The sequence below is a fragment of the Leifsonia sp. TF02-11 genome (genome assembly GCF_017565305.1).
In the GTDB taxonomy this organism is placed as follows: domain Bacteria; phylum Actinomycetota; class Actinomycetes; order Actinomycetales; family Microbacteriaceae; genus Leifsonia.
This window is the reverse complement of record NZ_JAGEKP010000006.1, coordinates 86,854-112,232: the sequence shown is the minus strand read 5'-3', so window position 1 is coordinate 112,232 and position 25,379 is coordinate 86,854. Positions and strand designations below refer to the sequence as shown.

Sequence of the window (25,379 nt, the reverse complement as noted above, 5' to 3'; positions counted from 1 at the left end):
ACTACCGTCGGCTTCGCGAGCTCGTCCGCGCTCTGCCCTCCGGTCGATCTACTTAATCAACACGCCCTAGTCAGGGCGGCTCTTCCCGTGCTCGCACTAGGAGTGCGGGCACGGACGGCCGTCGGCGCGCGATCGTGCCTACCCGAAAGGCGCGATCGGCCAACGGCCGGTTGACACATTGTTTCAGATCAGGAGGGTTCGATCGTTCACATCCGGCCCGATTCGCTCGAATCCGGGTGAATTCGTCCTGAGAATCGATGAATTCGGCGTCACAGCGGGGGTGCTGTGGATGCGCGGACGACCAGCGTCGCATCCGCACGCACCGAACGCGGGCTCGGCTCTGCTCCGCCGAGCTCGTCGAGCAGGATGCGGGTGGCCGTCGCTCCCTGCTCGAACGGGCTCTGCGCCATCGTCGTGAGGCCGAACGACTCGGCGAAGTCGTGGTCGTCGATGCCGATGACCGACAGGTCCTGCGGCACCCGCAGCCCGTGGTCTCCCGCGGCGAGGATCGCTCCCATCGCCATCTCGTCCGAGCCGGCGAACACGGCGGTCGGCCGCGGCCCCGGCCGGTCGAGCAGCCGGTTCATCGCCGCACGGCCGTCCGGAAGCGTGAAGCCGCCCGGGATGACCCATTCGGGCCGGACCGGCAGGTGCGCCGAGCGCATGGCCTTCTCGAAGCCGCGCAGCCTCCCGGTCGGGACGCTGCTGTTCAAACCCTCCTCGTCCTCCCCGCCGAGGTGCGCGATGTCGGTGTGGCCGAGGCCGATGAGGTGCTCCGTCGCCGCGCGCGCGGTGGCCTTCTCGTCGATGCCGACGCTGCGCAGTCCCTTCACCGGACCTCCGACGACGATCGTCGGGTGGCCGAGGGAGGCCAGCTGCTCGCGCTCGTCCGGCGTGAAGTCGAGGCACAGCGCCAGGAGGGCATCAGTGCGCTTGCGCAGGATGCTGCGGTGGAAGACGCGCTCGCGGTCTCCGCGGTGGCCGCCGAGGTTGAACAGGATCATGTCGTAGCTGGCGGACCGAAGCTCGGAGTCGACCCCCTCCAGCACCTGCGTGTAGAACCACCGGCTCACCGACGGGACGACCACGCCCAGGGCGAGTGTCCGTCCGCTGGCCAGCCCGGACGCGCTGGACGACGCGACGTAGCCGAGCTCGTCGGCGGCACGGCGCACCGCGGCTCTCGTGGTGTCCGATACGTTCGGGAGCCCCCGCAGCGCCCGCGAGACCGTCGCCGTGGAGACGCCGGTCGCGCGCGCGACCTCCTCGATTCCAGCCATGCGCGTCCCGTCAGGAGTCCTGGGTCGCCCGCGCCTCTTCCGCCCTCAGGCGCGCCGCCGCCATTCGGCGGCGCGCCTGGAGGAGCAGTACGAAGACGACGACGAGCGTGAGTGAGACCAGCGCCCAGGGGAGCGCCTGTTGTCCGGTGAGCTCGCAGACGGCGGTGATGATCACGAACGCGACACCGAAGAAGCCGACGAAGCCGAGACCGACATCGATGTACTCCTTCGGGTCGTTCCTGCGCATCGGGTCAGCCCTTCACTCCACCTGCGGTCAGGCCCGCGACGATCCGGCGCTGGAAGATCAGCACCAGGATGATGAGCGGGACCGTCACGATCGTACCGGCAGCCATGATCGCCGTGTACGGCTCCTGGTGCGGCTGGCTTCCTGTGAAGGAGGCGATGGCCACCGTCACCGGCTGCGTCGCGTCGCTCGACAGCTGGCTGGAGATCAGGAACTCGTTCCACGAGGAGATGAACGCGAGGATCGCGGTCGTGAACACGGCGGGCGCGGCCAGCGGCAGGATGATCTTGCGGAACGCCTGCGCCTGCGAGCAGCCGTCGATCCGCGCGGCCTCCTCCAGGTCCCACGGCATCTCGCGGAAGAACGAGACGAGCGTGTAGACCGTGAGCGGGAGCGCGAACGAGATCTCCGGGATGATCAGCGCCTGGTACGTGCCCATCCAGCCGATCTTCGTGAACAGCTGGAACAGCGGGGTGATGAGCGCGACGCCCGGAAACATCGATGCGGCCAGGATGATCCCCAGGATGACGCCCTTGAACTTGAAGTCGAGCCTGGCGAGCGCGTACGAGGCGAAGATGCCGACGGCCAGCGAGATCAGCGTCACGCAGACGCCGATGAACAGCGAGTTCAGCAGGGCGCCTGGCAGGTTGTTCCCCAGCTTGGTCGAGAGCGCGGTCACGTAGTTGTCGAGCGTCACGTGCGTGAACCAGGGCGTGTTGTCACTGGTGTAGCCGACGTCGCGGAACGAGGTGACGACCATCCAGTAGAACGGCAGCAGACACCAGAGCACGACGACGATCGCCTGGACGCCCGTGCGGATGCTCTGGTTCCTGTTGCGGCGCTTCGAGCGGTTCTTCGTGCGGGTCTTCGGCAGGGCGTTCGCCTCTGCCGTGGCCGCTGCGGGGCCGGCGACGGTGGTCATCACTTCGCTCCCTTCGCTTGTGTCTCCTGTGTTCGCACCACGTTCGTGCCGAGGAACCGCACGAAGATGAACGCGACGAGGAAGATCAGAATGAACGTGATGGTCGAGAGCGCTGCCGCGCTGTTGAAGCCCTGCCTGATCTGATCGACCACGAGGATCGACAGGGTCGTCGTGGCATGGCCTGTTCCGCCTCCACCGCCTGTCAGGATCTGCGGCAGGTCGTAGATGCGGAGCGCGTCGAGCACGCGGAACAGCACGGCGACCATCAGGGCCGGCTTCAGCAGCGGCATGGTCACCCGCCAGAACCGCTGCCAGGTGCTGGCGCCGTCCATCTTCGCCGCCTCGTAGACGTCCTCGGGGATGATCTGGAGACCGGCCAGGATGAGCAGTGCCATGAACGGCGTCGTCTTCCAGGTGTCGGCGATGATGACCGCGAACCGGGACGCCCATTCGTCGCTCGTCCACAGGATGTGGGCGCCGAGGATGGCGTTGGCGACGCCGGCGACCGAGAAGATGAAGAACCACAGCTTCGCGGTGACGGCGGTCGGGATCGCCCACGGGATCAGGATGGCCGCGCGGACGAAGCCGCGGCCGCGGAATGCGCGGTTCATGATGAGGGCGAACCAGAGGCCGAGGATGGTCTCGAGGATCACGGTCGTGACGGTGAAGAAGAAGGTCACCCCGACGGCGCTCCAGAACGTGGAGCCGAGGTTGCCGGGCGGGCACGTGACGGTGGTGCCGTTCGGGCCCGCGCACTGCTGGAACAGCCAGTGCGCGTAGTTCTGGAACCCTGCGAAGCCGCCTTGCACGAACAGGCCGGTCGCCGGGTCGAGTCCCGGGTCCTTCTGGAAGGACATCACGACGGCGCTGACGATCGGGTACCCGATCACGACAGCGAGCAGGATGATCGTGGGGATGATCAGGTAAAAGGCCCAGCGGCTCTGCTGGCGACGATTGTGCTTGACCCCGGCGCGCTGCTCAGGCTGCTTACCGGCGCTGTTCGTTGATGAGGGGGCGACGACGTTCGGCGTTGACATGTGTGCCTCCGAAAGGAAGAGCGGGAAGTGGAGGAGCCGGGCGGCGGGAAGGGTCCCGCCGCCCGGCGACCGTGGTGGGCTCGGGTGCTACTGGCCCGAGCTCGCGGTCTTGATGGCCGCCGACATGTCCTTCAGCGCCTGGTCGACCGACTTGTCGCCCTTCAGCGCCGCGTAGGCGTTGTCCTGCACGGCCTTGGTGATGGCCGGGTAGAACGGCGACACCGGACGCGGAACCGCGTTGGCGATCGACGTCTTCAGGGTCGACAGGTACGGCAGTTGGCTGTTCAGCGACGCGTCGTCGTACAGCGACGTGAGCACGGGAGCGAGCGAGCCCTGGGTCACGAAGAACTTCTGGGTCTCTTCGCTCTGCAGGAACTTCAGGAACTCGAAGGCCGTCGCCTTGTGCTTGCTGTACACGCTGATCGCGGCGTTGTGGCCGCCCAGGCTCGAGACGCCCGGCTTGTCCGCGGTGATTCCGGGCAGCGGCGCGATGCCGAAGGTGTCCTTGACCGTGGAGGAGCCGTCCGTCTTGGCCAGGCTGTACACGTACGGCCAGTTGCGCAGGAACATCAGCTTGCCGGCCTCGAACGCCTGGCGGCCCTGCTCCTCCTGGTAGGTGATGGCCTCAGCCGGGATCTGCCCGTTCTTGAAGCCGTCCACCAGGCGGGTCAGACCCGCGTTGGCCTGTGAGCTGTCGACGGTGACGGTCTTGCCGTCGTCACCGACGATGGTGCCGCCGTTGGTGTTGATGGCCTCTGCCACGTTCACCGTCAGGCCCTCGTACTGGGCGAACTGACCGGCGTAGCAGCCGATGTTCTGCGCCTTGGCGATGTCGCAGTCCTTCAGCATCTCGTCCCACGTCTTGGGCGGAGAGGTGACGAGGTCCTTGCGGTAGTAGAGGATTCCGCCGTCGGAGGTCTGCGGGGCCGCGTACTGCGTTCCGTTGTAGGTGCCCGACTTGACGGTCGGGGCGAGCAGGGCCGAGTTGTCCATCTTGAAGTTTCCGGTCAGCGGCTGCAGCCAGCCCTTCGCGGCGAACTCGCCCGTCCACACGACGTCGACATCGACCACGTCGTAGTTCGCGTCCTTCGCCTGGAAGTGCTGCACGAGGTCGTCGTGCTGTTGGTCGGCCTGGTCGGTCTGCTCCTTGAAGGTGACCTTCTCGTTCGGGTGTGCCGCGTTCCACTTCTCGATGAGCGGACGGACCACGTTGGAGTTGTCCTTGCCCTGCACGTAGGTGATGGGGCCCTTGCCGTCGAGGTTGGCGTTGGCGTCTCCGCCCCCGCTGCCTCCCGATCCGCCGCCGGTGCATCCCGCAAGGGCGAGGCCCGTGATGGCCACCATCCCCGCGATCACGGAGAGACGTGCTGCTTTCATTTCACTCCTCGTTGAGCTCTTGGTGCAGGCGCGGGTGCGCCCGGGCTCAACGTACTCCCGGGTCGACACTCGATGCAAGCGTTTACGTCAAGCGCTTGCATTGCGATTGGGTCACGAGGGCGTCTACCCGCGGGCGGGGGAGGATTGCCAGGGCCGCCGCGCCGCGGATGCCAACCGCGTGGCGCGCTCACGAGGTCGTAGAGGTCGGCGCGGGAACGGACGCCGCTCTTGCGCATCGCCCTGGCCCGGTGATTCTCGACCGTGCGGCCGCTGATCGAGAGCAGTTCGACGATCTGCGCGTTCGTGAAACGGCCGGCGAGCATCGCGATCTCCTGCTCGCGGCCGGTGAGCGTCCCTGCGCCGTGTCCGTCGCGGGCCGCGACGGACACACGCGGCGGCCAGACGCCCGGCATCCGGTGGCCGCCGAGGGCGTCGGCTAGCCCGAGGAGCGCGTCACGGCGGTCGGCCTCCGTCTCGCGTCGTGCCGCCGCGAGCGCGAGATCGCCCATCGGGAACGCCGGGCCGTCGACACCGGCGTTCGCCCTCGTGCGCAGGGCGGCGGCGGATCCGGAGGCGAGCAGCTCCACCAGGCGGCCGATTCGGTGGAAGGCGGAGCGGTCAGCTCGGCGACGGCCCGCATGAGCTCGGCCGCCGCGAGCGGGCGCCGGCGCGCGCTAGCGCGGCGCCGAAGCCCTCAGGGTCGCGGTCCGGGTCGCTCAGCACGGTGTGGGCCAGATCGACGCCTGTGCCGAAGAACGCGCTGGGCGCCGGAGCGAGTCGATGCGTTTCGCTCGCGAGCGCGGAGTGCGATAGCGTGTCCACGCCGCGACTAGGGGCATCGGCGGCCGAAATGGAGTGCCGCCGCCCGGGAGCATGGGCGAGGCGGAAGTGTCGCGCCACGGAGTTAGGCTTTCGTCTGTGAGCGGTATGCGTGGGATGGGCGGAGGCGGGATGCGCTCCCGCGTCAGCGCGAGCGATGTCGACGCCCAGCGTGCGCTCAACGCCGACGCCCCGCGGATCCCGAACCTCTTCCGCCGGATCGTGGCGCTCTTCGCGCCGCACAAGGGCGCGATCGTCGTGACGATGGTGCTGGTGCTGGTCGGGGCCGCGCTGTCGGTGGTCCCCCCGCTGCTCACGCAGCGCGCCTTCGACGAGGGGCTGTTCCCGAAGAGCGGCAAGCCCGACCTCCCCGTGCTGACCGAGATCGTCGTGCTGATGATCGTGGTCTTCGTCGGCTCCGCCCTTCTCGGAGTCTGGCAGACCTACCTGACCGCGTCGGTCGGCAACCGGGTGATGGGGGCGCTGCGGGTGCGGCTGTTCTCGCACCTGCAGTCGATGGAGTTGAGCTTCTTCACCAAGACGAAGACCGGCATCATCCAGTCGCGCCTCCAGAACGACGTCGGGGGCGTCGCGAGCGTGCTCACGAACACGATGTCGAGCATCCTCGGCAACACCGTGACCGTCATCGCCGCGCTCGTCGCGATGCTGCTGCTGAACTGGCAGCTGACGGTCGTGGCGGTCATCCTCATGCCGATCCTGGTGATCGCGCAGCGGCGGGTGGGTCAGGTGCGCGCACGGATCGCGACGAAGACCCAGGAGTCGCTGTCGGACATGACCGCGATCACGCAGGAGACGCTGAGCGTGTCCGGGATCCTGCTGTCGAAGAGCTTCAACCGCCAGGCAGCGGAGGTGGAGCGCTACTCCGACGAGAACCGCACGCAGATCCGGCTGCAGGTCTCGCAGGCGATGAGCGGCCAGTGGTTCTTCGCGATGGTGAACATCTTCCTCTCCTCGATCCCGGCGATCGTCTACCTGGTCTCGGGCTGGCTGATCCTCGGCGGGGCGACCGACATCACGGCGGGGACCATCGTCGCGTTCACGACCGTCCAGGCCCGGCTGCTCTTCCCTCTGCTCGCGCTGATGCGGGTCGCGCTCGACCTCCAGACCTCCGGCGCGCTCTTCGCCCGGATCTTCGAGTACCTCGATCTCAAGCCCGCCATCGCGGATGCTCCCGACGCCACGCCCGTCGACCCCGATCGTGATCTCGGCCGCATCGAGTTCGACCATGTCGTCTTCCGCTACCCCGACGCCAGAGAAGGGGAGCGCAACACGCTCGACGATGTGTCGTTCGTGATCGAGCCCGGCGAGTTCGCGGCGTTCGTCGGCCCGAGCGGGGCGGGCAAGACCACGGTGAGCTACCTCATCCCGCGCTTCTACGACGCCACCTCCGGACGCATCCTCTTCGGAGACACGGAGCTGCGCAGCCTGCAGCAGGACTCGCTGGTCTCGCACATCGGGGTGGTGAGCCAGGAGACCTACCTCTTCCACGCCTCCATCGCCGAGAACCTGCGGTACGCGCGACCGGACGCTACGCGGGACGAGCTGGAGGCCGCGGCACGGCGGGCGAACATCCACGAGACGATCGTCGGCTTCCCCGACGGGTACGAGACGATCGTCGGCGAGCGCGGCTATCGCCTCTCCGGCGGCGAGAAGCAGCGCATCGCGATCGCGCGCGTCCTGCTCAAGGACCCGGAGGTGCTGATCCTCGACGAGGCCACCAGCGCGCTCGACACCATCTCGGAACGGGTCGTGCAGCAGGCGCTCGACACGGCCTCCCGCGGCCGGACGACGATCGCGATCGCGCACCGGCTCTCGACGATCGTCGCGGCGGACGTGATCTTCGTCATCGATCACGGCCGCGTGGTCGAGCGCGGTACCCACCGCGAGCTGCTCGAGCTCGACGGCGTCTACGCGCGCCTGTACCTCGAGCAGACCGAGACCGCCATCCTCGATCGCGAGTAGCGCGAGGGGCGCACGCGCCCTTTCGACGTCGTTCCGGGGGTGTTCGCGAGCCCTCGATCCGCTCTGTCCGATAATGTTAGACTCGCCTAACATTCGGATCAGGGGAGGCGATGATGGCGGTAGAGGTCGCGGAGCGGAAGGCGCGCGCACGCCCACGGCTCTGGCTCCTCCTCGGCCCCGCGTTCGTCGCGGCGATCGCCTACGTCGACCCGGGCAACGTCGCCGCCAACCTCACCGCCGGGGCGAAATACGGATACCTGCTCGTCTGGGTCCTCGTCGCCGCGAACGCGATCGCGGTCTTCGTGCAGTACCAGTCCGCCAAGCTCGGCATCGTGACCGGCCGCAGCCTTCCCGAGCTGCTCGGCTCCCGGCTCGGCACTGCCGGCCGGCGCTTGTACTGGGCGCAGGCCGAGCTGGTCGCCGCCGCCACCGACATCGCGGAGGTGATCGGCGGCGCGATCGCGCTCAACCTCCTGTTCGGGCTGCCGCTGCCGCTCGGCGCCCTGATCGTCGGTGCTGCGGCGATCGGGATCCTCGCCGTACAGTCCCGTCGGGGTCAGCGGCCGTTCGAGGCGGTGATCCTCGCGCTGCTCGGCGTGATCGCGGTCGGGTTCCTCGCCGGGCTCGTGGTCAGCCCGGTCGACTGGAAGGCGGCGGCGAACGGTCTCGTCCCACGTTTCGACGGCGCGCCCACCGTGCTGCTGGCCGCGAGCATGCTCGGGGCGACCGTCATGCCGCACGCGATCTACCTGCACTCGGCGCTCGCCCGCGACCGCCATGGATCCAGCGACGACGCCGGGCGGGTCCGCACGCTGCTGCGCGCCACGCGTCTCGACGTCGTGCTCGCCCTGGTGCTGGCCGGAGCCGTCAACATCGCGATGCTCCTGCTGGCGGCAGCGGCGCTGCCCGGGGTGGCGGGGACGGACACCATCGAAGGAGCGCACGCCGCGATCGGAGCGGCGCTCGGGCCTGTCGTCGCCGCCGTCTTCGCGATCGGGCTGCTCGCGTCGGGGCTGGCCTCCACCTCGGTCGGAAGCTACGCGGGGGCCACCATCATGAGCGGCTTGCTGCACGTGCGCGTCCCGCTGCTCGTGCGGCGAGTCGTCACCCTCATCCCTGCGGTGATCATCCTCGCGCTGGGGGTGGACCCGACGTGGGCCCTGGTGCTGTCGCAGGTGCTGCTGAGCCTCGGCATCCCGTTTGCGATGATCCCGCTGCTGCGTCTCACCGGATCACGGGAGGTCATGGGCACGCAGGTCGATCGGCGCTGGGTTCGCTGGGGCGGTGCGGGCATCGCCGGGCTCGTCGTGGTGCTCAACCTCGCTCTGGTGGTGCTCACCCTGGTCGCGCTGTAGATTCGCTTCTGCGATTTGATTACAGCTTCCGATATTCATAACCACACATCGCAGGTGAGAACGCGTGGGGGTTCCGGTGACGGCAGAGCCTGAGGCGCGCCGTCGAGGTGCCCTCCCGGTCGAGTACACCTCGTTCGTCGACCGCAAGGCGCAGCTCGCAGCGGCCAAGGCCACGCTGGGACAGACCCGGCTGCTGACGGTCGTCGGAGCAGGCGGTGTCGGCAAGACGCGGTTCGCCATCCGGCTGGCGCAGACGGCGCGCCGGCAATTCTCGGGCGGGTGCTGGTTCGTCGACCTGAGCGGACTCGCTGCCTCCGGTTCTGTGGCCGACGAAGTGGCGAGGGCTATCGACGCCCGGGTCTCCCACGACGCGTTCGCTGCGGTCACTCGCCATCTCGGCGACAAGCACGGGCTTCTGATCCTCGACAACTGTGAGCACCTGATCGATCAGTGCGCGACGTTCGTCGCGGAGCTTCTGGCGGAGTGCCCGCAGATCACAGTGATCGCGACGAGCCGCGAACTGCTCCGCATCGGCGCCGAGACGGTCTTCGGGCTCGAGCCGCTCGACCTCGGGAACGCCGGCGCGGACACGTGGTCGCCTGCCGCAGCTCTCTTCGTCGAACGAGCGTGTTCGGCGAGGGCCGCTCCGACGGAATCCGAGCGAGAGACGATCGCGGAGATCTGCCGGCGGCTGGACGGCCTTCCACTGGCGATCGAACTCGCCGCCGCCCGACTGCGGGTGCTTGCACCCGCAGACCTGCTCGAGCGGCTCGAGTCGCCGCTCACGTTTCTCGCGAACGGCGTTCGCGACGCTCCGGCTCGCCAGAAGACCCTCCGCAACGCGATCAGCTGGAGCTATGACCTGTGCACGCCGGAGGAGCAGCTGCTGTGGCGACGCATGTCCGTATTCCCGGCCGGCTGGGACGTGGAGTCGGCCGAGGCGATGATCGAGGTCGGGTCGGGTGTGTCGGTTCTCGACCTCCTCCAGTCCCTGATGGACAAGTCGATCGTCGCGCGCGGGCCGGACGCTGACATCGTCTACTACCGGATGCTGGACACGGTCAGGCGCTTCGGCCTCGAAGCGGCGGCGGAGGCAGAGCTCGACGACGAGGGTGCAGCGCAGCGCGACTGGTATCTGAAGCGTCTGGAGCGCCTCGAAACCGAATGGTACGGGCCGGATCAGGCGTATTGGCTCGCGATGACCAGGATCGAGCTGCCGAACATCCGGGCAGCGCTCGAATACTGCGTCGCGCATGGCGACGCGGAGCGGGGGGCTCGGCTCCTGATCTCGGGCTGGCGCATCGTCTGGCAGGCCCACGGTCTGATGGACGAGTTCCATCGCTGGGGGATCCGCATTCTGGCACTCGCCGATCCGTCCACCGCCGAGGGCTGTCAACTGCTGATCAAGGTGGGCGCGTTGGAGGCCGCGCGCGGCGACCGCGACGCGGCCGAGCGCCTCCTCGAACGGGCTGCGATCCTCGCGGAGGCGCTCGACGACGACTTCTGCCGCGCCTGGATCATCGACGAACGCGGGACGCTGCGATTCGACCGCGAGATGCCGGTGATGTGGAAGCGTGCGCTCGAGGTCGCAGGAGACGTCACGGCGCTCCACGGGCGGACGAACCTCGAGGAGCGGATCGCGATCGGCGAATGCCTGTACGGTGACGTCGAAGAGGCGGCCCGGCGCCGGCAGCAGCTCATCGACCGTGCGTTGCGAGTGGGCGAGTCGTTCGAAACCACCTACCTGCTCCTGAGCTCCGGACTGGGCTCACCGCACGCCTCGTCCGACGAAGCGGTGACGATGCTCAGGCAGGCGCTCAGCCTGGCTCAGAACCTCGCCGAGCCATTCATCCGGGCACTCGCGCAAGAGGCGCTCGCGTACGCCGCTTCGGCGATGCCGGATGCGGTGAGGGCTGCGACCCTGCTCGGGGTCACCGACCTTGCAGTGGGAACGGAGGGGGCGCTCAAGGCGGCATTCCCGCAGTTCCCCGGTGCCCGGGCGCAGATCGTCGCGATGGCCAGAGCCGATCTCGGCGACCGCGCGTACCGGGCTGCGTTCGATCGCGGTGCGAGAATGACGGAGGAAGAGGGGGTGGCGTACGCGCTGGGCGCCCAGCTTCCCGGTAACGGTTCGTCCAGACGGCGCGCCGTGGCGTCGTCCGAGCTCAGCCCACGGGAGAGCCAGGTCGCGGCGCTCGTCGGCCAAGGACTGACCGACCGTGAGGTCGCGGAACGCCTCGTCATCTCGCGCCGCACAGCGGAGGGCCACGTCGCCAACAGCTTGATGAAGCTCGGATTCAGCTCTCGGGCGCAACTGGCTGCGTGGACTGCTCAGATCGCAGCGAGCGCGGAATGAACGCGTCGGAGCGGCGCGGCACAGGCGCGCTGTAGCGCACCGACCCGACGAAGCGGTGAGCGCCGGGTGCTTCTCAGCCCACCGCCACCCACACCGCGGCAGCGGCGGTCGCGCCGAGCACGACGGGCTCGCCGCCGATGACCGCCGTCACGTCGCCGGCGAACGCGCGATGCTCGTCCACGGTGAGCGTCACGTCGAGGCCGATCCCGCGCTCGCCGAGATAGCGCAGCACGGCAGGGTCGGCGTCGGAGATGCGCACGACGGTGAGCGGAACGCCGGTCTGCGCCGACAGCAGCGGCTCGGCTTCCGGACGCCGCGGAGTTCCGTCGGCCGTGGGGATCGGGTCGCCGTGCGGGTCTCGCGCGGGGTATCCGAGGCGACGGTCGATGCGATCGACGAGCCCGTCGGAGACCGCGTGCTCCAGCACCTCGGCCTCGTCGTGCACCTCGTCCCAGCCGTAACCGAGCTCCTCCACGAGGAAGGTCTCGATGAGCCGGTGTCTGCGTACCATCGCCACCGCGCCGTGTCGGCCCGCCTCCGTGAGCTCGATCCCGCCGTACGGTTCGTGCACCAGGAGTCCCTGCTCGACGAGGCGGCGGATCGCGTCGGACACCGTCGCGGCGCGGACGCCCATCCGCTCCGAGAGCTGTTTGACCGTGATCGGGTCGCCCGACCACTCGGTCGCCGACCAGATCAGCTTCAGGTAGTCCTGTGCCACAGGGGAGAGATCGGACACCGGCATAGGAACGAGTCTAGGCAGCGGAGCTGAAACAGAGCGAACGTGCCGCGACGCGCCCTGTTACGGTTGACGGCGTGAAGTACGCAGAGACCATTACAGACTTGGTCGGCGACACCCCGCTCGTGAAGCTCAACAAGCTGACCGAAGGGATCGCGGCGACGGTGCTCGTCAAGCTCGAGTACCTGAACCCCGGAGGTTCGTCGAAGGACCGCATCGCCTCCCGCATCATCGACGCTGCGGAGCAGGAGGGGCTGTTGAAGCCCGGCGGCACCATCGTGGAGCCGACGAGCGGCAACACCGGCGTCGGGCTGGCGCTCGTCGCTCAGCAGCGCGGCTACCGGTGCGTGTTCGTGCTGCCCGACAAGGTCGGCGAGGACAAGCGCAACGTGCTCACCGCGTACGGTGCGGAGATCGTGGTCACCCCCACCTCGGTGGCCCCCGAGCACCCGGACTCGTACTATTCGGTCTCCGACCGGCTCGCCGCCGAGATCCCCGGTGCGTTCAAGCCGAACCAGTACTTCAACCCGAACGGGCCGCGCAGCCACTACGAGACCACCGGTCCCGAGATCTGGCGCGACACGGACGGTCGCATCACGCACCTCGTGGCGGGTGTCGGCACCGGTGGCACCATCTCGGGAACCGGCCGGTTCCTGAAGGAGGTCTCCGACGGCCGCGTCCGCATCGTCGGCGCCGATCCCGAAGGCTCCGTCTACTCCGGGGGCACCGGCCGTCCCTACCTTGTCGAGGGCGTCGGCGAGGACTTCTGGCCCGGCGCGTACGATCCGTCGGTCGTCGACGAGGTCATCCCGGTCAGCGATGCGGAGTCGTTCCACATGACCAGGCGGCTCGCGCGCGAGGAGGGCATCCTCGTCGGCGGCTCCAGCGGCATGGCGGTCGTCGCCGCCCTGCGCGCGGCCGCGGAGCTCAGCGCCGACGACATCGTCGTCGTGATCCTCCCCGACGGTGGTCGCGGCTACCTGGCGAAGATCTTCAACGACAAGTGGATGCGCTCCTACGGGTTCAGCGAGGTGCCGGACGAGGCCACCGTGCACGACGTGATCCGCACCAAGCGCGGCGGCCTGCCCGACCTCGTCCACACCCATCCCACCGAGACAGTGCACGACGCCATCGAGATCATGAACACCTACGGCGTCTCGCAGCTGCCCGTCCTCACGGCCGAACCCCCTGTCGTCATGGGCGAGGTGGCCGGCGCGCTCGACGAGCGCTCGCTGGTCGACGCCGTCTTCAGCGGGCGGGCGCGCATGAACGACCCCGTCGGCGCGCACCTGGGCGAGGCGCTGCCCCTGATCGGCGTGAACGAGTCGGTCACCGCCGCACGGGCGGCGCTCGCCGTCGCCAACGCCCTGCTGGTCACGGAGGACGGCAAGCCGGTCGCCGTGCTGACCCGGCAGGACCTGCTCACCTATCTCAGCGAGTAACCGCTCGCATCCCTCGACCTCGTAGTAAAGGATCCCGATGACCCACGGTTTCGCCACGCGCGCCATCCACGTCGGCCAGGAGTTCGACCCGACCACCGGGGCGATCATCCCGCCGATCTACCAGACGTCGACGTTCGTGCAGGACGGCATCGGCGGGCTGCGCGGCGGCTACGAGTATGGTCGCGGGGGCAACCCGACGCGCACCTCTCTCGAGACGCTGCTGGCCTCTCTCGAGGGCGGCGTGAGCGCGCTGTCGTTCGCGTCCGGCCTGGCCGCGGAGGACGCGCTGCTGCGCGCCGTGCTGCGCCCGGGCGACCACGTGGTGCTCGGCAACGACGTGTACGGCGGCACCCACCGGCTGATCAACCGCATCCACGGCGCCTGGCAGGTGCGGAACACGACCGTCGACCTCGCCGACCTCGACGCCGTGCGCTCGGCGCTCGCCGTCGACGGGACGCGCGTGCTCTGGATCGAGACGCCCAGCAACCCGCTGATGAAGATCAGCGACCTCGCCGCCCTGGTCGAGCTCGGCCACGCGGTGGGAGCGCTCGTGGTCGTCGACAACACCTTCGCGTCTCCCGCCCTGCAGCAGCCGCTCTCGTTCGGAGCCGACGTCGTCGTCCACTCGACCACGAAGTACCTCGGCGGCCACTCCGACGTCATCGGCGGCGCGCTGGTCTTCGCCGACGCCGAGCTCGCCGAGAAGGCGCAGTTCATCCAGTTCGCCGCCGGCGCGGTCTCCTCGCCGATGGACGCGTGGCTCACGGTGCGCGGCATCAAGACCCTGGCCGTGCGGATGCAACGGCACACCAGCAACGCCCAGGCGATCGCGGAGGCGCTGGTCGGCCGTCCCGGCATCGACGCCGTCTACTACCCCGGGCTGTCCGACCACCCGGGTCACGCCCTCGCCGCCGCCCAGATGAGGGGTTTCGGCGGCATGCTGTCGGTCGCGCTGAGCGGGGGAGCGGCGGCCGCACGCCGGTTCGCCGAGTCGACGGAGGTGTTCCAGCTGGCCGAGTCGCTCGGCGGCGTCGAGTCGCTCATCGGCTACCCGTCGGAGATGACCCACGCGTCGGTCCGCGGCACCGAGCTGGAGGTCCCGGACAACGTGATCCGGCTCTCGGTGGGCATCGAGGACGTCGCCGACCTCCTCGCCGACGTGGAGCAGGCGCTGGAGCGCTAGCGTACGCGCGCCGCCCGCGAGGCGGAGCGAAATGGGGTCGAATCACCCGAGGCGGCGCAGAATCCGCCGCCTCGTGCGATGTCGCCGGTGCGCGTTAGCCTCCTCGCATGGATCAGCGCATCAGCCTCGTCACCCTCGGAGTCCGCGACCTCGCTCGCGCCCGCGCCTTCTACGAAGACGGCCTGGGCTGGACGCCCGCGGACGCTCCCGAGGGCGTCGTCTTCTATCAGCTGCCGGGCATGGCGTTCGCGCTGTTCGGCCGCGACGACTTGGCCGAGGACGCCCGCCTGCCGATCGACGGCACCTTCAGCGGCATCACCCTCGCCTGCAACCAGCGCGACGAGGCGACCGTGGATCGCGTGCTCGCCCAGGCGGAAGCGGCGGGCGGGCGCATCCTGAAGCCGGCGGAGCGCGTCTTCTGGGGCGGCTACTCCGGCTACTTCGCCGACCCCGACGGGCACGTGTGGGAGATCGCGTACAACCCGGGGTGGACGCTCGCCGACGACGGCACCCTCACGGTCGGCTGAGCTCACCCTGCCCCTCGACCGCGGTCAGCGGGTGCGCGCTGCGGCATCCCGAGCGACGGTCAGGCGGTCGGCGAACGGGGTCAGGCGCGCCTTGGTCAGGTTCTCCCGGGCGATCCAGCGGGCGTCGGTGTCGGTCGACGTCGCCAGACGCTCCAGCATCGGGAGGCCGGAATCGGGGTGTGCCACGGCGACGACGCTGACGGCGTAGCCCAGCGCTTTGCGCAGCACGCGGACATCGTCGTCGGCTCGTCGGTCGGCCGGCATCGCGAGCAGCAGGTCGACGGCATCTCCGACGACCGCGACCGCCTCTGTGGCGTGGCCGGCGTCCTTCAGCAGCGGAGGCTCGGCGACGGCGGCGACGGCGGCCCGCGCCTCCAGCGGATCGCCGGACCGGAGCCAGCCCCGCACTGCACGCAGTCCGGTGTTCCAGTCTGCGCGCAGCACCCGCTGCATCCCGGTCGCGGCCATCTCCCGAACCCGCCAGCGTTCGTCGCCGGCAGCGGAGGTGAGGAGGTGGTCGGCGGCCTCTGCGGACGAGGTCGCCGTCACCGAGCCCGCCGCCAGTGCAGCGCAGGCGGCCAAGAACTCTTCGTCGCCCTCGGGAAGACCCGGGCTCGACAGGCGACCGGTGAGCCAGTCGCCCAGCAGTGCGACGGCGGCGTCGCGGCCGTCGTCCGCCGTCGCGGCGACGAGGTCGGCGAAGCGTGCCGCGAGTTCGAGGTTCGCGCGCGGCCCGGGGAGCCTGCTCGACTCGGCGAGCCGACGTTCGAGCGGGGAAGGGGCACCGCCGAGGGCGCCGGCCCACAGGGCGGCGAGCTCCGAACGGTCCGGATCGGGGAGGGCGTCCATGCCGGGAGTCTAGATCGCCGACGCCACGCCGCGTGACGAATCCGCGCGGGTCACGTCTCACAGAGCGGACGGAGGCCGCTCCTGTCCGGAAGCGGTCGTGCCGTGAGGGGATGGTGACGACGTGCGTGCACGCAGAGTGCGGCGAACAGTGGATGCCGGCGGTTCGAGCCGCGACTGGTCGATCAGGACGACACGACAGCGTCGCGAACGTGACGGCGCCGTGGCCGCCGCCGTCACCGGCATCGTGAGCATCGGCGTCTCGCTGGGCGCACTGCTCTCGGCAGGCGACCGGGGCCTCGCCGAAGCGGCGCGGGTCGGCGTGCTCACCGGCGGGATCGTCGCGGTGGGCGTGCTCGCCGTCGGCGCGATCGCCACCGAGTCGCTCGCGTGTCACTGAGCCCTCTGGCGCAGCCGACGACGCGGGTGAGGGAGGATGGGGGAATGACCTCCATCCGCCAGGCGGGAAGCGCCGACGCCGACGCCGTCCTCCGGCTGTTCGACGACGCCATCGCCTGGTTCGTCGCGACCGGCAACACCGGGCAGTGGGGCAGCGAGCCGTTCTCGTCGCAGCAGAAGCAGGTGGATCGGGTGCGCGGCTGGGTGACGGAGCCCGGAGCCTGGGTCGCCGAGCATCCCGAAGCGGGCGTGGTCGGCTTTCTCGCCCTCGGTGGGGCGACCGACTATGTCCCGGCGGCGACGCAGCCGGAGGTCTACGTGCGCGTGCTCATCGGTTCGCGCGATGCGCGCGCGAAGGGCACAGGGCGTCGGCTGCTCGGCTTCGCCGACGAGCAGGCTCGCGCCGCCGGCGTCGACCTGCTCCGGGTCGACTGCTACGCGGGAGGGACGGGCGACCTGGTGCGGTTCTACGAGTCGTGCGGCTATCGCCCGACGACGAGGTTCACCGTCGGCGCCTGGCCGGGGCAGGTGCTCGAGCGGACCCTCGAACCGCGAGGCTCGCGCGAGCCGCGCGACGGTCGCGAATAGAGCGGATTCACGGCATTCAGGGTATTGCCCGCTGAGGACCCCGCACCGATAGTGGAGGCGTGAGGACTTTCGGGGTGGAGGAGGAACTCCTCCTGGTGGACGAACGCGGTGTGGCGACACCGGTCGCGCCGTTCGCGCTGGCCGACGCTCCGGCCGGATCCGAGGATCGTCTCGGTGCCGAGATCCAGCAGGAGATGATCGAGACCCAGACGCGTCCGCAACTCGGGGCCGACGAGCTCTTCGCCGACATCGTGGAGGGCCGCACGCTGGCCGACGCGCTCGCCCGGCGGCACGGCGCCCGCGCCGTCGCGGTTGCGATGTCGCCGCTGCCGCTGCGGCCGCACGCGACCCCCGACCCGCGGTACGACCAGATGATGGCGCGCTACGGGCTCACTGCCAAAGGCACCCTGGTCTGCGGCTGTCACGTGCACGTCGCCATCCACTCGCGCGAGGAGGGCGTCGCCGTCCTCGACCGCATCCGCACCTGGCTGCCGACGCTGTTGGCGCTCAGCGCGAACTCCCCGTTCGTCGGCGGCGTCGACACCGGGCACGCCAGCTACCGGTTCGTCGCCTGGCACCAGTGGCAGAGCGCGGGACCGACCGACGTCTTCGGCTCCGTCGAAGCCTACGACAGCTTCGAGCGGCTGCTGGTCGAGACCGGCGTCATCCTCGACAAGGCGATGCTGTACCTCGACGCGCGTGTGTCGCACAAGCAGCCGACCGTCGAGGTTCGTGTCGCCGACGTCTGCCTCGACGCCCGCGACACCGTCGTGCTCGCCGCCCTGGTACGCGCCCTCGTCGACACCGCCGTCGATGAGTGGCGTTCGGGCGTCGCACCCCTGCCCATCCCGTCCGCGGCGCTCCGGCTCGCCGAATGGCAGGCGGCGCTCACCGGTGTCGGCGGGATGCTCCCGCATCCGGTGAGCGGGCGCGAAGGCACCGCCGTCGCCGCCATCGACGCCCTTCTGAAGCACACCGCCGCCGCTCTGCAAGCCAATGGCGACCTCGCGCTGGTGCGGCGCGGAGTCGTCCGGATCCTGCGGAACGGCGGGGGAGCCGGCAGGCAGCGGGCCGCACTCCAGCGGCGCGGGAGGATGGCCGACGTGGTCACGGAGGCGATCGCACTGACGCACGTGGCCGGCGAAAAAGGCGACGATCGTTTCGTCGCGTAGCAATCCCTTCCGCACGCGCCGCGACGCGCCTATTCTTCGGTCATGACGGGGAAGGAACTCGCCCACCAGCACGCCGTCTACACGTACGGCTCGCTTCCGCTGACGCTCATGTACAGCCCGACGGCGACGGCGGCGTGGGAGGTGTACTTCGGCGGCGACTACCTCGGACTCGTCGAGGAGGCGCACACCGCCGGCGACCCCTGGCCGTCGTTCGTCGCCCGGCCTCCCGGTGAGGAGGAGACCGGAGACGGCATCCCCGCTCGCGACTGGCGCGTGGCCGTCGAGCTGCTGGCGGCGCGCGCTGGACTGTAGCGCTGAGCCGTCAGACCCTCAGCCCGTCAGAATCCGAACCGCGACCGCTCGCCTCAGAACGCGAACTGCGCCCACTCTGCTCGCGCGAGATTCACGCGCTCGCCGTGCCGCTCCACCACCCAGTGCGACGGCGTCCCCGCCAGATACGTGCACAAGACGGTCTCGCTGCTCCAGCCGTCCGCGGAGCGGATCCATCGAACCAGATGGATGTCCTGCCCCGGTTTCGGCGCGTTGCCGATCGGCGTGTCATAGGTCGTCACGCTGCACCCCTCCCCAGTTGTGCAGCCGGTCCCAACGTCGGAGGCGCGCCCTATCGCCCCTCCGCCATCTCGGGACTGGCTCCTGCACTAGACCCTAGTGGGGTACAAGCCCGGGGGACAAGGGGGTTCAGATGAACGGGAGGGGTCGGCTTCGGGACGGCGATCCTGCGGTCGGTGCCGTCAGATCGTCGGGTCGTCCTCGTCGTCCGCCGCCGCGTCGTCCTCCGGCTCGAAGACGCCGTCGGCGTCGTACGGGCCGCCGCCTTCGCCCTCCGCGAGCGCGTCGACGTCGATCGGTTCGCCGGACGGCGTCTCCGGCCAGTTCTCTTTCGCATCGGTCATGCCGTGATGGTAGGCCGAACGGGGCACCGGCAGAACCTCCCAGTCTGCGCCGTCGCCGCGTAGCGTCGGGACGGAGAGGAGAACGAACGATGGAATACACCCGACTGGGCTCGACCGGCCTCACGGTCAGCCGCCTCGCGCTGGGCTGCATGAGCTTCGGCGACACCTCGCGCGGCTTCAACGAGTGGGCGCTCGACGACGAGGGCGCTGCCCCGATCTTCCGCCAGGCCGTGGAGGCGGGGATCACCTTCTGGGACACGGCGAACGTCTACGGCTTCGGAAGCTCGGAGGAGATCGTCGGCCGCGCCATCCGCGAGTACACGCGCCGGGAGGACGTCGTGCTGGCGACCAAGCTGAACTTCCGGATGCACGACGGACCCGGCGGCGCCGGCCTGTCCCGCCGCGCGATCCTGGAGCAGATCGACGCCTCCCTGCAGCGGCTCGGCACCGACTTCGTCGACCTCTACCAGATCCACCGCTTCGACCCGCTGACACCGGTCGAGGAGACGATGGAGGCCCTGCACGACGTGGTCAAGGCAGGCAAGGCCCGCTACCTCGGCGCCTCCTCGATGTGGGCGTGGCAGTTCGCGAAACTCCAGCACGCGGCCGACCTCGGCGGCTGGACGCGATTCGTGACCATGCAGGACCAGTACAGCCTGATGATGCGCGAGGAGGAGCGCGAGATGTTCCCGCTGCTGGCCGACCAGGGCGTCGGCAGCCTTCCGTGGAGCCCGCTGGCCAAGGGCCGGCTCACGCGACCGTGGGGCGAGCAGACGCTGCGCGGCGAGACCGATCCACTGCAGGCGCGGTACACCGAGGAGCACGACCGTCCGATCGCGGAGGCCGTGCAGCGGGTCGCGGAGGCCCGCGGCGTCCCCATGGCGCAGATCGCGCTCGCGTGGGTACTGCGCAACCCGGTCGTCGACGCGCCCATCGTCGGCGCCACGAAGCCGCACCACCTGCCCGACGCGGTTGCTGCCGTGCACCTGGAGCTGACCGACGACGAGGCTCGGCAGCTGGAGGCCCCCTACACCGTCACCCTGCCCACCGGATACTGAGCCGAGACGTGAGCAGTCGCGGGAACCCGGGGGCGGATTCCCGCGACTGCTCACGTCTCGGCGCCGCGGCCGGGGGTAGACCCGAGGGAGCGGCTGGCGTTAGCCTCGCGGCGAACAGCGGCGAAGGGACGGCAGATGACCGAGCGCGACGACCTGCAGCGGACGATCCTCCCCATCCCGGACCGGCGGCCGACCACGGTGACCACGTTCGATGCGAAGGATCCGGACACGCAGTTCCCGCCGATCCGGCCGCTCCGGCCGCCCGCGGGCGCACCGAACGTCCTCGTCATCCTGCTCGACGATGTCGGCTTCGGGGCGTCCAGCGCGTTCGGCGGCCCGATCGCCATGCCGAACGCCGAACGGCTCGCTGCCTCCGGCCTCCGCTACACGCGATTCCACACCACCGCCATGTGCTCGCCGACCCGGGCGGCGCTGCTCTCGGGACGCAACCACCAGACCGTGGGGATGGGCGGCATCACCGAGATGGCGACGTCGGCGCCCGGCACCACCAGCATCCGCCCGAACACCTGTGCTCCCCTGGCGGAGATCCTCAAGCTGAACGGCTTCTCGACAGCCCAGTTCGGCAAGTGCCACGAGGTGCCGGTCTGGGAGACCGGCCCGACCGGACCGTTCGACCACTGGCCCAGCCCCGGAGGCGGGTTCGAGTACTTCTACGGGTTCCTCGGCGCCGAGACCAACCAGTACTACCCGGCCATCTACGAGAACACCATCCCGATCGAGCCCGAGAAGACGCCGGAAGAGGGCTACCACTTCATGGCCGACATGACCGAGAAGGCGATCGGCTGGATCCAGACCGAGAAGGCGATGACGCCGGACAAGCCGTTCTTCGTCTACTTCGCCCCTGGCGCGACGCACGCCCCGCACCACGTGCCGAAGGAGTGGGCGGACAAGTACAAGGGAGCGTTCGACGACGGCTGGGATGCGCTCCGCGAACGCACCTTCGCGAGGCAGAAGGAGCTGGGGATCGTGCCGGAGGGCACAGATCTCACGCCGCGCGACCCGGTGATGCCGGCATGGGCGGACATGCCGGAGGAGCTCCTCCCCGTGCTCCGTCGGCAGGCGGAGGTGTACGCCGGTTACCTCGAGTACGCGGATCACTATGTCGGCGAGCTGCTCGATGCGCTGGAGCAGCTCGACATCCTCGACGACACCCTGATCTACTACATCATCGGCGACAACGGCGCCTCGCCGGAAGGCACGCTGAACGGCACCTTCAGCGAGATCATCTCCATCAACTACCGCGCCGACATCGAGACGCCGGAGTTCCTCGCGTCCAAGATCGACGATCTCGGCGGTCCCGACGCGTACAACCACTACGCGCTCGGCTGGGCGCACGCGTTCTGCACGCCGTTGCAGTGGACGAAGCAGATCGCGTCGCACTGGGGCGGCACCCGGAACGCGACCATCGTGCACTGGCCGGCGCGGATCGCCGAGGGAGGCGCCCTGCGCGAGCAGTTCACCCATGTCATCGACGTCGCCGCAACGGTGCTGGAGGCCGTCGGCGTGCCAGAGCCGTCGACCGTGAACGGCGTCACCCAGGAGCCGCTGCACGGAACGTCGATGCTCTACACGTTCGACGATCCAGCCGCTCCGGAACGCCACGAGACCCAATACTTCGAGCTGCTCGGCAACCGCGGTATCTATCACAAGGGCTGGTCGGCGGTCACCCTGCACCGCTACCCGGGTCTCCCCGGGATCACCCAGCTCACGACGGGCTTCGACGACGACAGATGGGAGCTGTACGACGGCGCGTCCGACTGGTCGCAGGCCCACGACGTGTCGGCCGAGCATCCCGAGCGGCTCGCCGAGTTGCAGCGGCTGTTCCTGTTGCAGGCCGACCGCTACAACGTGTTCCCGCTCGACGACCGCAAGGCCGAACGGCTCAACGCCACGATCGCCGGCCGACCCGAACTGATCACCGGGACGACGCAGACGCTCTTCCCCGCCATGCGACGGCTCGCAGAGAACACCGTGCTCAACATCAAGAACCGGTCGTTCTCTGTGACGGCGCAGGTCACGATCCCGGACCGCGGGGTGACCGGGACGATCGTGGCGCAGGGCGGCCGCTTCGGCGGCTGGGCGCTGTACACCGTCGAGAACACCCTGTGCTTCTGTTACAACGTGCTCGGAGTCGACTGGTACCGCACCCGCGCCGGGCGACCCCTCCCTCCCGGCACCCACCAGGTGCGCTCGGAGTTCGACTATGACGGAGGTGGACTCGGCAAGGGCGGCACGGTCACGCTGTACGTCGACGGGGAGGCCGTCGGCTCAGGTCGCGTGGAGGCCACGCATCCCTTCATCTTCTCGGGCGATGAGACGACGGACGTCGGCGCCGAGACGGCGACCACGGTCTCCGGCGACTACGACGCGCGCGGCAGCCGGTTCACCGGCGCGATCGCCTGGGTGCGTCTCGATGTCGGCGACGACAGCCACGACCACCTGGTCGACCCCGAGCACGCGTACCACATCGCCCTGCTCCGCCAATGAGCCTCCAGACGTGAGCAGTCGCGGGAACCCGGGGTCGGATTCCCGCGACTGCTCACGTCTCGGCGGCGGGTCAGCCCTCGGCGGCGGGCTCGGCGGCCTGGGCCTCGGCGATCGAGGCGCGGACGGCGTCCATGTCGAGCGCCTTCACCTGGCCGATGAGGTCTTCGAAGGTGGGGGCGGGCAGCGCGCCCGGCTGCGAGAAGACCAGGATGCCGTCGCGGAACGCCATCAGCGTCGGGATGGAGGTGATGCCGGCGGAGGCCGCGAGCGCCTGCTCCGCCTCGGTGTCGACCTTGCCGAACACGACGTCGGTGTGCTCCTGCGAGGCCTTCTCGAAGATGGGGCCGAACATGCGGCACGGGCCGCACCACTCCGCCCAGAAGTCCACGAAGACGATGTCGTTCTCGGTGATCTTCGACTCGATGTTCTGCGCGGTCAGCTCGACGGTGGCCATGGGTGTCTCCTTGAGGTCGAGGGGGTGCCGCGGCCGTCGGGTGCAACCGGCCGCACTGAATGGAACGGTACGCCCTCCCGCTGAATTCCCCGCGGCCGGAGCGGTCGAGCAGGAGTCGAGCAGGAATGGAGAAGCACCGTCCGCTCCACCGCTCGTAGCGTGAGGGTCATGACCTCCATCGACCACATCACCCTCGAGGTGGCGGACGCGTCCGCCGCCGAACGCTTCTACTCCGTCGCCTTCGGGCTCGGCGACCGCGTGCGCGTCCGCGCCTCCGACGCACCGACCTCCGGCTTCCGCGGCTACACGATGTCGATCACCGTGGCACAGCCCGCCGACGTGAAGGCGTACGTCGACTCGGCCGTTGCCGCCGGCGCGACCGTCATCAAGCCGGTGACCGCCTCCCTCTGGGGCGTCGGCGCGACCGTGCAGGCTCCCGACGGGGCGATCTGGAAGATCGCGACATCGGCCAAGAAGAACACCGGACCCGCCACCCGCCGGCCGGAGTCCGTCGTGCTGCTGCTCGGCGCCGAAGACGTCAAGGCCAGCAAGCAGTTCTACGCCGACCGGGGCTTCCCCGTCGGCAAGAGCTTCGGCTCGTACGTGCAGTTCGACCTGAAGGACAGCCCGGTGCAGCTGGGGCTGTACAAGCGTCGGGCGCTCGCGAAGGACGCCGGCGTCCCGGAGGACGGCGACGGCTCGCACCGCATCGTCATCGGCGGCGGCTCCGACAGCGTGGTGGACCCGGACGGGTTCGCGTGGGAGGCCGGAGCGGTCTGAGGGCACCCGCATAGCAACCCCTCAGAAGACCCATCTGGGAGGCACAAGCCCGCGAAAGGTCACGGGAATGTAACGGCGCCAGGGTGCTGTCATGTCCCAGCCAACGACCCTCTCGCTCGACATCGTCGTGCCCGTGTACAACGAGCAGGCGACGCTCGACACGTCCCTCCGCCGGCTGCACGCCTACCTGACCGACGCGGTGCAGGCGAGCTGGCGGATCACGATCGCCGACAACGCCAGCACCGACGAGACGCCCGCCATCGCGGACGCCCTCGCCGCGGAGCTGGGCGGGGTCGCCGCCGTGCACCTCCCGCTCAAAGGGCGCGGTCGCGCCCTCAAAGCGGTGTGGGGCTCCTCGCCCGCCGAGGTCCTCGTCTACCTCGACGAGGACCTCTCCACCGACCTCGCCGCCCTGCCGCCGCTCGTGGCGCCGCTGCTCTCCGGCCACTCCGATCTCGCGATCGGCACCCGGCTCGGGAGGAGCTCGCGGGTCACGCGCGGCGGCAAGCGCGAGTTCATCTCCCGCAGCTACAACCTCCTGCTGCGCCGCACGATGTCGGTCGGGTTCACCGACGCGCAATGCGGCTTCAAGGCGATCCGCCGGGAGGTCGCCGAGCGCCTCCTCCCGCTCGTGGAGGACGACGGCTGGTTCTTCGACACCGAGCTGCTGATCCTCGCCGAGCGGGCGGGACTGCGGATCCACGAGATCCCCGTCGACTGGGTGGACGACCCGCACAGCTCGGTGGACGTCGTGCGCACGGCACGCGACGATCTCCGGGGGATGCTGCGCGTCGGCACGAACATCGCGCGCGGCCGGATCCCGCTCGAGGCCGTCTACGCCGAGCTGGGGCGCCGACCGTTCGCGCCGCCGACCCCGCCGAGCTTCTTCGGGCAGGTGGTGCGGTTCGCGATCGTCGGCGTGCTCTCCACCGCCGCGTACGCGCTCCTCTACCTGCTGCTGTCGGGCGTGCTCGGCGGTCAGGTCGCGAACTTCGCGGCACTGCTGCTCACCGCGGTCGCCAACACGTGGGCCAACCGGCGCTTCACGTTCGGCGTGCGGGGCCGGCCGGGGATGGTCCGCCACCAGTTCCAGGGTCTCGTCGTCTTCGGAATCTCCTGGGCGTTGACCGGAGGTTCGCTGGCCGTTCTGCACGCGACGGCGCCGGGTGCGTCCTCCCGCGTGGAGCTGATCGTGCTCACCGTGGCCAACCTGGCCGCGACCCTGCTGCGCTTCGTGCTGCTGCGGCTCTGGGTGTTCCGCGCGTCGCGCAGGGCGACGGCGCGGGGCACGGCCGCTCGGGAGGCCGCCGATGCGGCGGCCTCCCGCGAGCCGCGGCCGGTCCCCTCGGCGTCCGCGGGCGCCGCCCTCGTCCTCACCCCGAACGAAACGGAGAAGTGACCG

The 25,379-nt window shown here is 69.7% G+C and carries 25 protein-coding genes; 14 read left to right on the top strand and 11 right to left on the bottom strand.

From position 1 onward, the window contains the following. Positions 1-269 precede the first annotated feature (269 nt). The 6 genes from JNB50_RS10305 to JNB50_RS10280 form a co-directional block, all read right to left on the bottom strand. Positions 270-1,277, bottom strand: coding sequence for a LacI family DNA-binding transcriptional regulator (locus JNB50_RS10305; RefSeq protein ID WP_208040039.1), 1,008 nt, complete (start codon positions 1,275-1,277; stop codon positions 270-272). A gap of 10 nt (positions 1,278-1,287) precedes the next feature. Continuing rightward, positions 1,288-1,524, bottom strand: a complete 237-nt coding sequence (locus JNB50_RS10300; protein ID WP_208040038.1) for a hypothetical protein — start codon at positions 1,522-1,524, stop codon at positions 1,288-1,290. Positions 1,525-1,528: 4 nt separating this feature from the next. Then, positions 1,529-2,443, bottom strand: coding sequence for a carbohydrate ABC transporter permease (locus tag JNB50_RS10295; RefSeq protein WP_208040037.1), 915 nt, complete (start codon positions 2,441-2,443; stop codon positions 1,529-1,531). Beyond that, on the bottom strand, positions 2,443-3,480 hold the full coding sequence (locus tag JNB50_RS10290) for a carbohydrate ABC transporter permease (protein WP_208040036.1): 1,038 nt from the start codon (positions 3,478-3,480) through the stop codon (positions 2,443-2,445). The genes JNB50_RS10295 and JNB50_RS10290 overlap by 1 nt, the downstream gene beginning before the upstream one ends. Positions 3,481-3,567: 87 nt before the next feature. After that, positions 3,568-4,857, bottom strand: a complete 1,290-nt coding sequence (locus JNB50_RS10285) for an ABC transporter substrate-binding protein (RefSeq protein WP_208040035.1) — start codon at positions 4,855-4,857, stop codon at positions 3,568-3,570. Further along, entirely contained in the window at positions 4,854-5,444 is a 591-nt protein-coding gene (locus JNB50_RS10280; protein ID WP_208040034.1) for a helix-turn-helix transcriptional regulator, read from the bottom strand. Before JNB50_RS10280 ends, JNB50_RS10285 begins: the two co-directional genes overlap by 4 nt. A gap of 340 nt (positions 5,445-5,784) precedes the next feature. Between JNB50_RS10280 and JNB50_RS10275 the strand changes: the two genes are divergently transcribed. The 3 genes from JNB50_RS10275 to JNB50_RS10265 all read left to right on the top strand — a co-directional run bounded on the left by JNB50_RS10275 (position 5,785) and on the right by JNB50_RS10265 (position 11,370). Then, positions 5,785-7,659 (top strand): ABC transporter ATP-binding protein, encoded by a 1,875-nt coding sequence (locus JNB50_RS10275; protein WP_208040048.1) that lies wholly within the window; start codon positions 5,785-5,787, stop codon positions 7,657-7,659. A gap of 113 nt (positions 7,660-7,772) precedes the next feature. Further along, positions 7,773-9,014: an Nramp family divalent metal transporter gene (locus JNB50_RS10270; protein WP_208040047.1), complete on the top strand. Its 1,242-nt coding sequence runs from the start codon at positions 7,773-7,775 to the stop codon at positions 9,012-9,014. A 76-nt stretch (positions 9,015-9,090) separates the two neighbouring features. Continuing rightward, a complete protein-coding gene (locus tag JNB50_RS10265) occupies positions 9,091-11,370 on the top strand; it encodes a LuxR C-terminal-related transcriptional regulator (RefSeq protein ID WP_208040033.1) in 2,280 nt (759 codons plus the stop codon). A gap of 73 nt (positions 11,371-11,443) precedes the next feature. Here JNB50_RS10265 and JNB50_RS10260 read toward each other — a convergent pair whose 3' ends face one another. Next, entirely contained in the window at positions 11,444-12,112 is a 669-nt protein-coding gene (locus JNB50_RS10260) for a metal-dependent transcriptional regulator (RefSeq protein ID WP_208040032.1), read from the bottom strand. 71 nt (positions 12,113-12,183) lie between these two features. Between JNB50_RS10260 and JNB50_RS10255 the strand changes: the two genes are divergently transcribed. From JNB50_RS10255 to JNB50_RS10245, 3 genes are all read left to right on the top strand, one after another. Further along, on the top strand, positions 12,184-13,548 hold the full coding sequence (locus JNB50_RS10255) for a cystathionine beta-synthase (RefSeq protein WP_208040031.1): 1,365 nt from the start codon (positions 12,184-12,186) through the stop codon (positions 13,546-13,548). Positions 13,549-13,585: 37 nt separating this feature from the next. Further along, complete coding sequence (locus tag JNB50_RS10250) at positions 13,586-14,731, top strand: cystathionine gamma-synthase (RefSeq protein ID WP_208040030.1); 1,146 nt, start codon at positions 13,586-13,588, stop codon at positions 14,729-14,731. Between the two features lie 107 nt (positions 14,732-14,838). After that, a complete protein-coding gene (locus JNB50_RS10245; protein WP_208040029.1) occupies positions 14,839-15,258 on the top strand; it encodes a VOC family protein in 420 nt (139 codons plus the stop codon). Between the two features lie 24 nt (positions 15,259-15,282). Here the strand turns inward: JNB50_RS10245 and JNB50_RS10240 are convergent, their stop codons facing one another. Continuing rightward, positions 15,283-16,107, bottom strand: coding sequence for a hypothetical protein (locus JNB50_RS10240; RefSeq protein WP_208040028.1), 825 nt, complete (start codon positions 16,105-16,107; stop codon positions 15,283-15,285). A gap of 121 nt (positions 16,108-16,228) precedes the next feature. Between JNB50_RS10240 and JNB50_RS10235 the strand changes: the two genes are divergently transcribed. From JNB50_RS10235 to JNB50_RS10220, 4 genes are read left to right on the top strand one after another with little or no spacing between them, the layout of a single operon-like run. Continuing rightward, positions 16,229-16,504 (top strand): hypothetical protein, encoded by a 276-nt coding sequence (locus JNB50_RS10235; protein ID WP_208040027.1) that lies wholly within the window; start codon positions 16,229-16,231, stop codon positions 16,502-16,504. Between the two features lie 44 nt (positions 16,505-16,548). Beyond that, on the top strand, positions 16,549-17,091 hold the full coding sequence (locus tag JNB50_RS10230; RefSeq protein WP_208040026.1) for a GNAT family N-acetyltransferase: 543 nt from the start codon (positions 16,549-16,551) through the stop codon (positions 17,089-17,091). Between the two features lie 59 nt (positions 17,092-17,150). Then, positions 17,151-18,263: a glutamate--cysteine ligase gene (locus JNB50_RS10225; protein ID WP_208040025.1), complete on the top strand. Its 1,113-nt coding sequence runs from the start codon at positions 17,151-17,153 to the stop codon at positions 18,261-18,263. Between the two features lie 42 nt (positions 18,264-18,305). Then, entirely contained in the window at positions 18,306-18,575 is a 270-nt protein-coding gene (locus JNB50_RS10220; RefSeq protein ID WP_179607928.1) for a hypothetical protein, read from the top strand. Positions 18,576-18,628: 53 nt separating this feature from the next. Here the strand turns inward: JNB50_RS10220 and JNB50_RS10215 are convergent, their stop codons facing one another. Together JNB50_RS10215 and JNB50_RS10210 are read right to left on the bottom strand one after the other, a co-directional pair. Next, positions 18,629-18,835 carry a hypothetical protein gene (locus JNB50_RS10215; RefSeq protein ID WP_055917737.1) on the bottom strand — a complete coding sequence of 69 codons (207 nt, stop codon included), beginning with the start codon at positions 18,833-18,835 and terminating at the stop codon, positions 18,629-18,631. A gap of 180 nt (positions 18,836-19,015) precedes the next feature. After that, positions 19,016-19,177: a hypothetical protein gene (locus tag JNB50_RS10210; protein ID WP_208040024.1), complete on the bottom strand. Its 162-nt coding sequence runs from the start codon at positions 19,175-19,177 to the stop codon at positions 19,016-19,018. Between the two features lie 89 nt (positions 19,178-19,266). On the opposite strand from JNB50_RS10210, the gene JNB50_RS10205 reads away from it, so the two are divergent. Together JNB50_RS10205 and JNB50_RS10200 are read left to right on the top strand one after the other, a co-directional pair. Beyond that, positions 19,267-20,235: an aldo/keto reductase gene (locus tag JNB50_RS10205; RefSeq protein ID WP_208040023.1), complete on the top strand. Its 969-nt coding sequence runs from the start codon at positions 19,267-19,269 to the stop codon at positions 20,233-20,235. Between the two features lie 135 nt (positions 20,236-20,370). Continuing rightward, complete coding sequence (locus tag JNB50_RS10200) at positions 20,371-22,743, top strand: arylsulfatase (protein WP_208040022.1); 2,373 nt, start codon at positions 20,371-20,373, stop codon at positions 22,741-22,743. A gap of 70 nt (positions 22,744-22,813) precedes the next feature. On the opposite strand, the gene trxA is transcribed toward JNB50_RS10200, so the two are convergent. Beyond that, the gene (gene trxA / locus JNB50_RS10195; protein ID WP_208040021.1) at positions 22,814-23,197 is read right to left on the bottom strand and encodes a thioredoxin; all 384 of its coding nucleotides are present in this window, start codon (positions 23,195-23,197) and stop codon (positions 22,814-22,816) included. 168 nt (positions 23,198-23,365) lie between these two features. Here trxA and JNB50_RS10190 point away from each other — a divergent pair, with 168 nt between their 5' ends. Together JNB50_RS10190 and JNB50_RS10185 are read left to right on the top strand one after the other, a co-directional pair. Then, positions 23,366-23,977 (top strand): glyoxalase, encoded by a 612-nt coding sequence (locus JNB50_RS10190; RefSeq protein WP_208040020.1) that lies wholly within the window; start codon positions 23,366-23,368, stop codon positions 23,975-23,977. A 91-nt stretch (positions 23,978-24,068) separates the two neighbouring features. Continuing rightward, entirely contained in the window at positions 24,069-25,376 is a 1,308-nt protein-coding gene (locus tag JNB50_RS10185) for a bifunctional glycosyltransferase family 2/GtrA family protein (protein ID WP_208040019.1), read from the top strand. Positions 25,377-25,379 lie beyond the last annotated feature (3 nt).

Excerpts from the sequence above, each read along its gene's own strand:
- JNB50_RS10300 (WP_208040038.1), bottom strand. The coding sequence starts at position 1,524 with ATGCGCAGGAACGACCCGAAGGAGTACATCGATGTCGGTCTCGGCTTC.
- JNB50_RS10290 (WP_208040036.1), bottom strand. The coding sequence starts at position 3,480 with ATGTCAACGCCGAACGTCGTCGCCCCCTCATCAACGAACAGCGCCGGT.
- JNB50_RS10210 (WP_208040024.1), bottom strand. The coding sequence starts at position 19,177 with ATGACCGATGCGAAAGAGAACTGGCCGGAGACGCCGTCCGGCGAACCG.
- JNB50_RS10275 (WP_208040048.1), top strand. The coding sequence starts at position 5,785 with ATGCGTGGGATGGGCGGAGGCGGGATGCGCTCCCGCGTCAGCGCGAGC.
- JNB50_RS10240 (WP_208040028.1), bottom strand. The coding sequence starts at position 16,107 with ATGGACGCCCTCCCCGATCCGGACCGTTCGGAGCTCGCCGCCCTGTGG.
- JNB50_RS10230 (WP_208040026.1), top strand. The coding sequence starts at position 16,549 with ATGACCTCCATCCGCCAGGCGGGAAGCGCCGACGCCGACGCCGTCCTC.
- JNB50_RS10205 (WP_208040023.1), top strand. The coding sequence starts at position 19,267 with ATGGAATACACCCGACTGGGCTCGACCGGCCTCACGGTCAGCCGCCTC.
- JNB50_RS10295 (WP_208040037.1), bottom strand. The coding sequence starts at position 2,443 with ATGACCACCGTCGCCGGCCCCGCAGCGGCCACGGCAGAGGCGAACGCC.
- JNB50_RS10200 (WP_208040022.1), top strand. The coding sequence starts at position 20,371 with ATGACCGAGCGCGACGACCTGCAGCGGACGATCCTCCCCATCCCGGAC.
- JNB50_RS10285 (WP_208040035.1), bottom strand. The coding sequence starts at position 4,857 with ATGAAAGCAGCACGTCTCTCCGTGATCGCGGGGATGGTGGCCATCACG.
- JNB50_RS10250 (WP_208040030.1), top strand. The coding sequence starts at position 13,586 with ATGACCCACGGTTTCGCCACGCGCGCCATCCACGTCGGCCAGGAGTTC.
- JNB50_RS10260 (WP_208040032.1), bottom strand. The coding sequence starts at position 12,112 with ATGCCGGTGTCCGATCTCTCCCCTGTGGCACAGGACTACCTGAAGCTG.
- JNB50_RS10305 (WP_208040039.1), bottom strand. The coding sequence starts at position 1,277 with ATGGCTGGAATCGAGGAGGTCGCGCGCGCGACCGGCGTCTCCACGGCG.
- JNB50_RS10270 (WP_208040047.1), top strand. The coding sequence starts at position 7,773 with ATGGCGGTAGAGGTCGCGGAGCGGAAGGCGCGCGCACGCCCACGGCTC.
- JNB50_RS10190 (WP_208040020.1), top strand. The coding sequence starts at position 23,366 with ATGACCTCCATCGACCACATCACCCTCGAGGTGGCGGACGCGTCCGCC.
- JNB50_RS10245 (WP_208040029.1), top strand. The coding sequence starts at position 14,839 with ATGGATCAGCGCATCAGCCTCGTCACCCTCGGAGTCCGCGACCTCGCT.
- trxA (WP_208040021.1), bottom strand. The coding sequence starts at position 23,197 with ATGGCCACCGTCGAGCTGACCGCGCAGAACATCGAGTCGAAGATCACC.
- JNB50_RS10185 (WP_208040019.1), top strand. The coding sequence starts at position 24,069 with ATGTCCCAGCCAACGACCCTCTCGCTCGACATCGTCGTGCCCGTGTAC.
- JNB50_RS10220 (WP_179607928.1), top strand. The coding sequence starts at position 18,306 with ATGACGGGGAAGGAACTCGCCCACCAGCACGCCGTCTACACGTACGGC.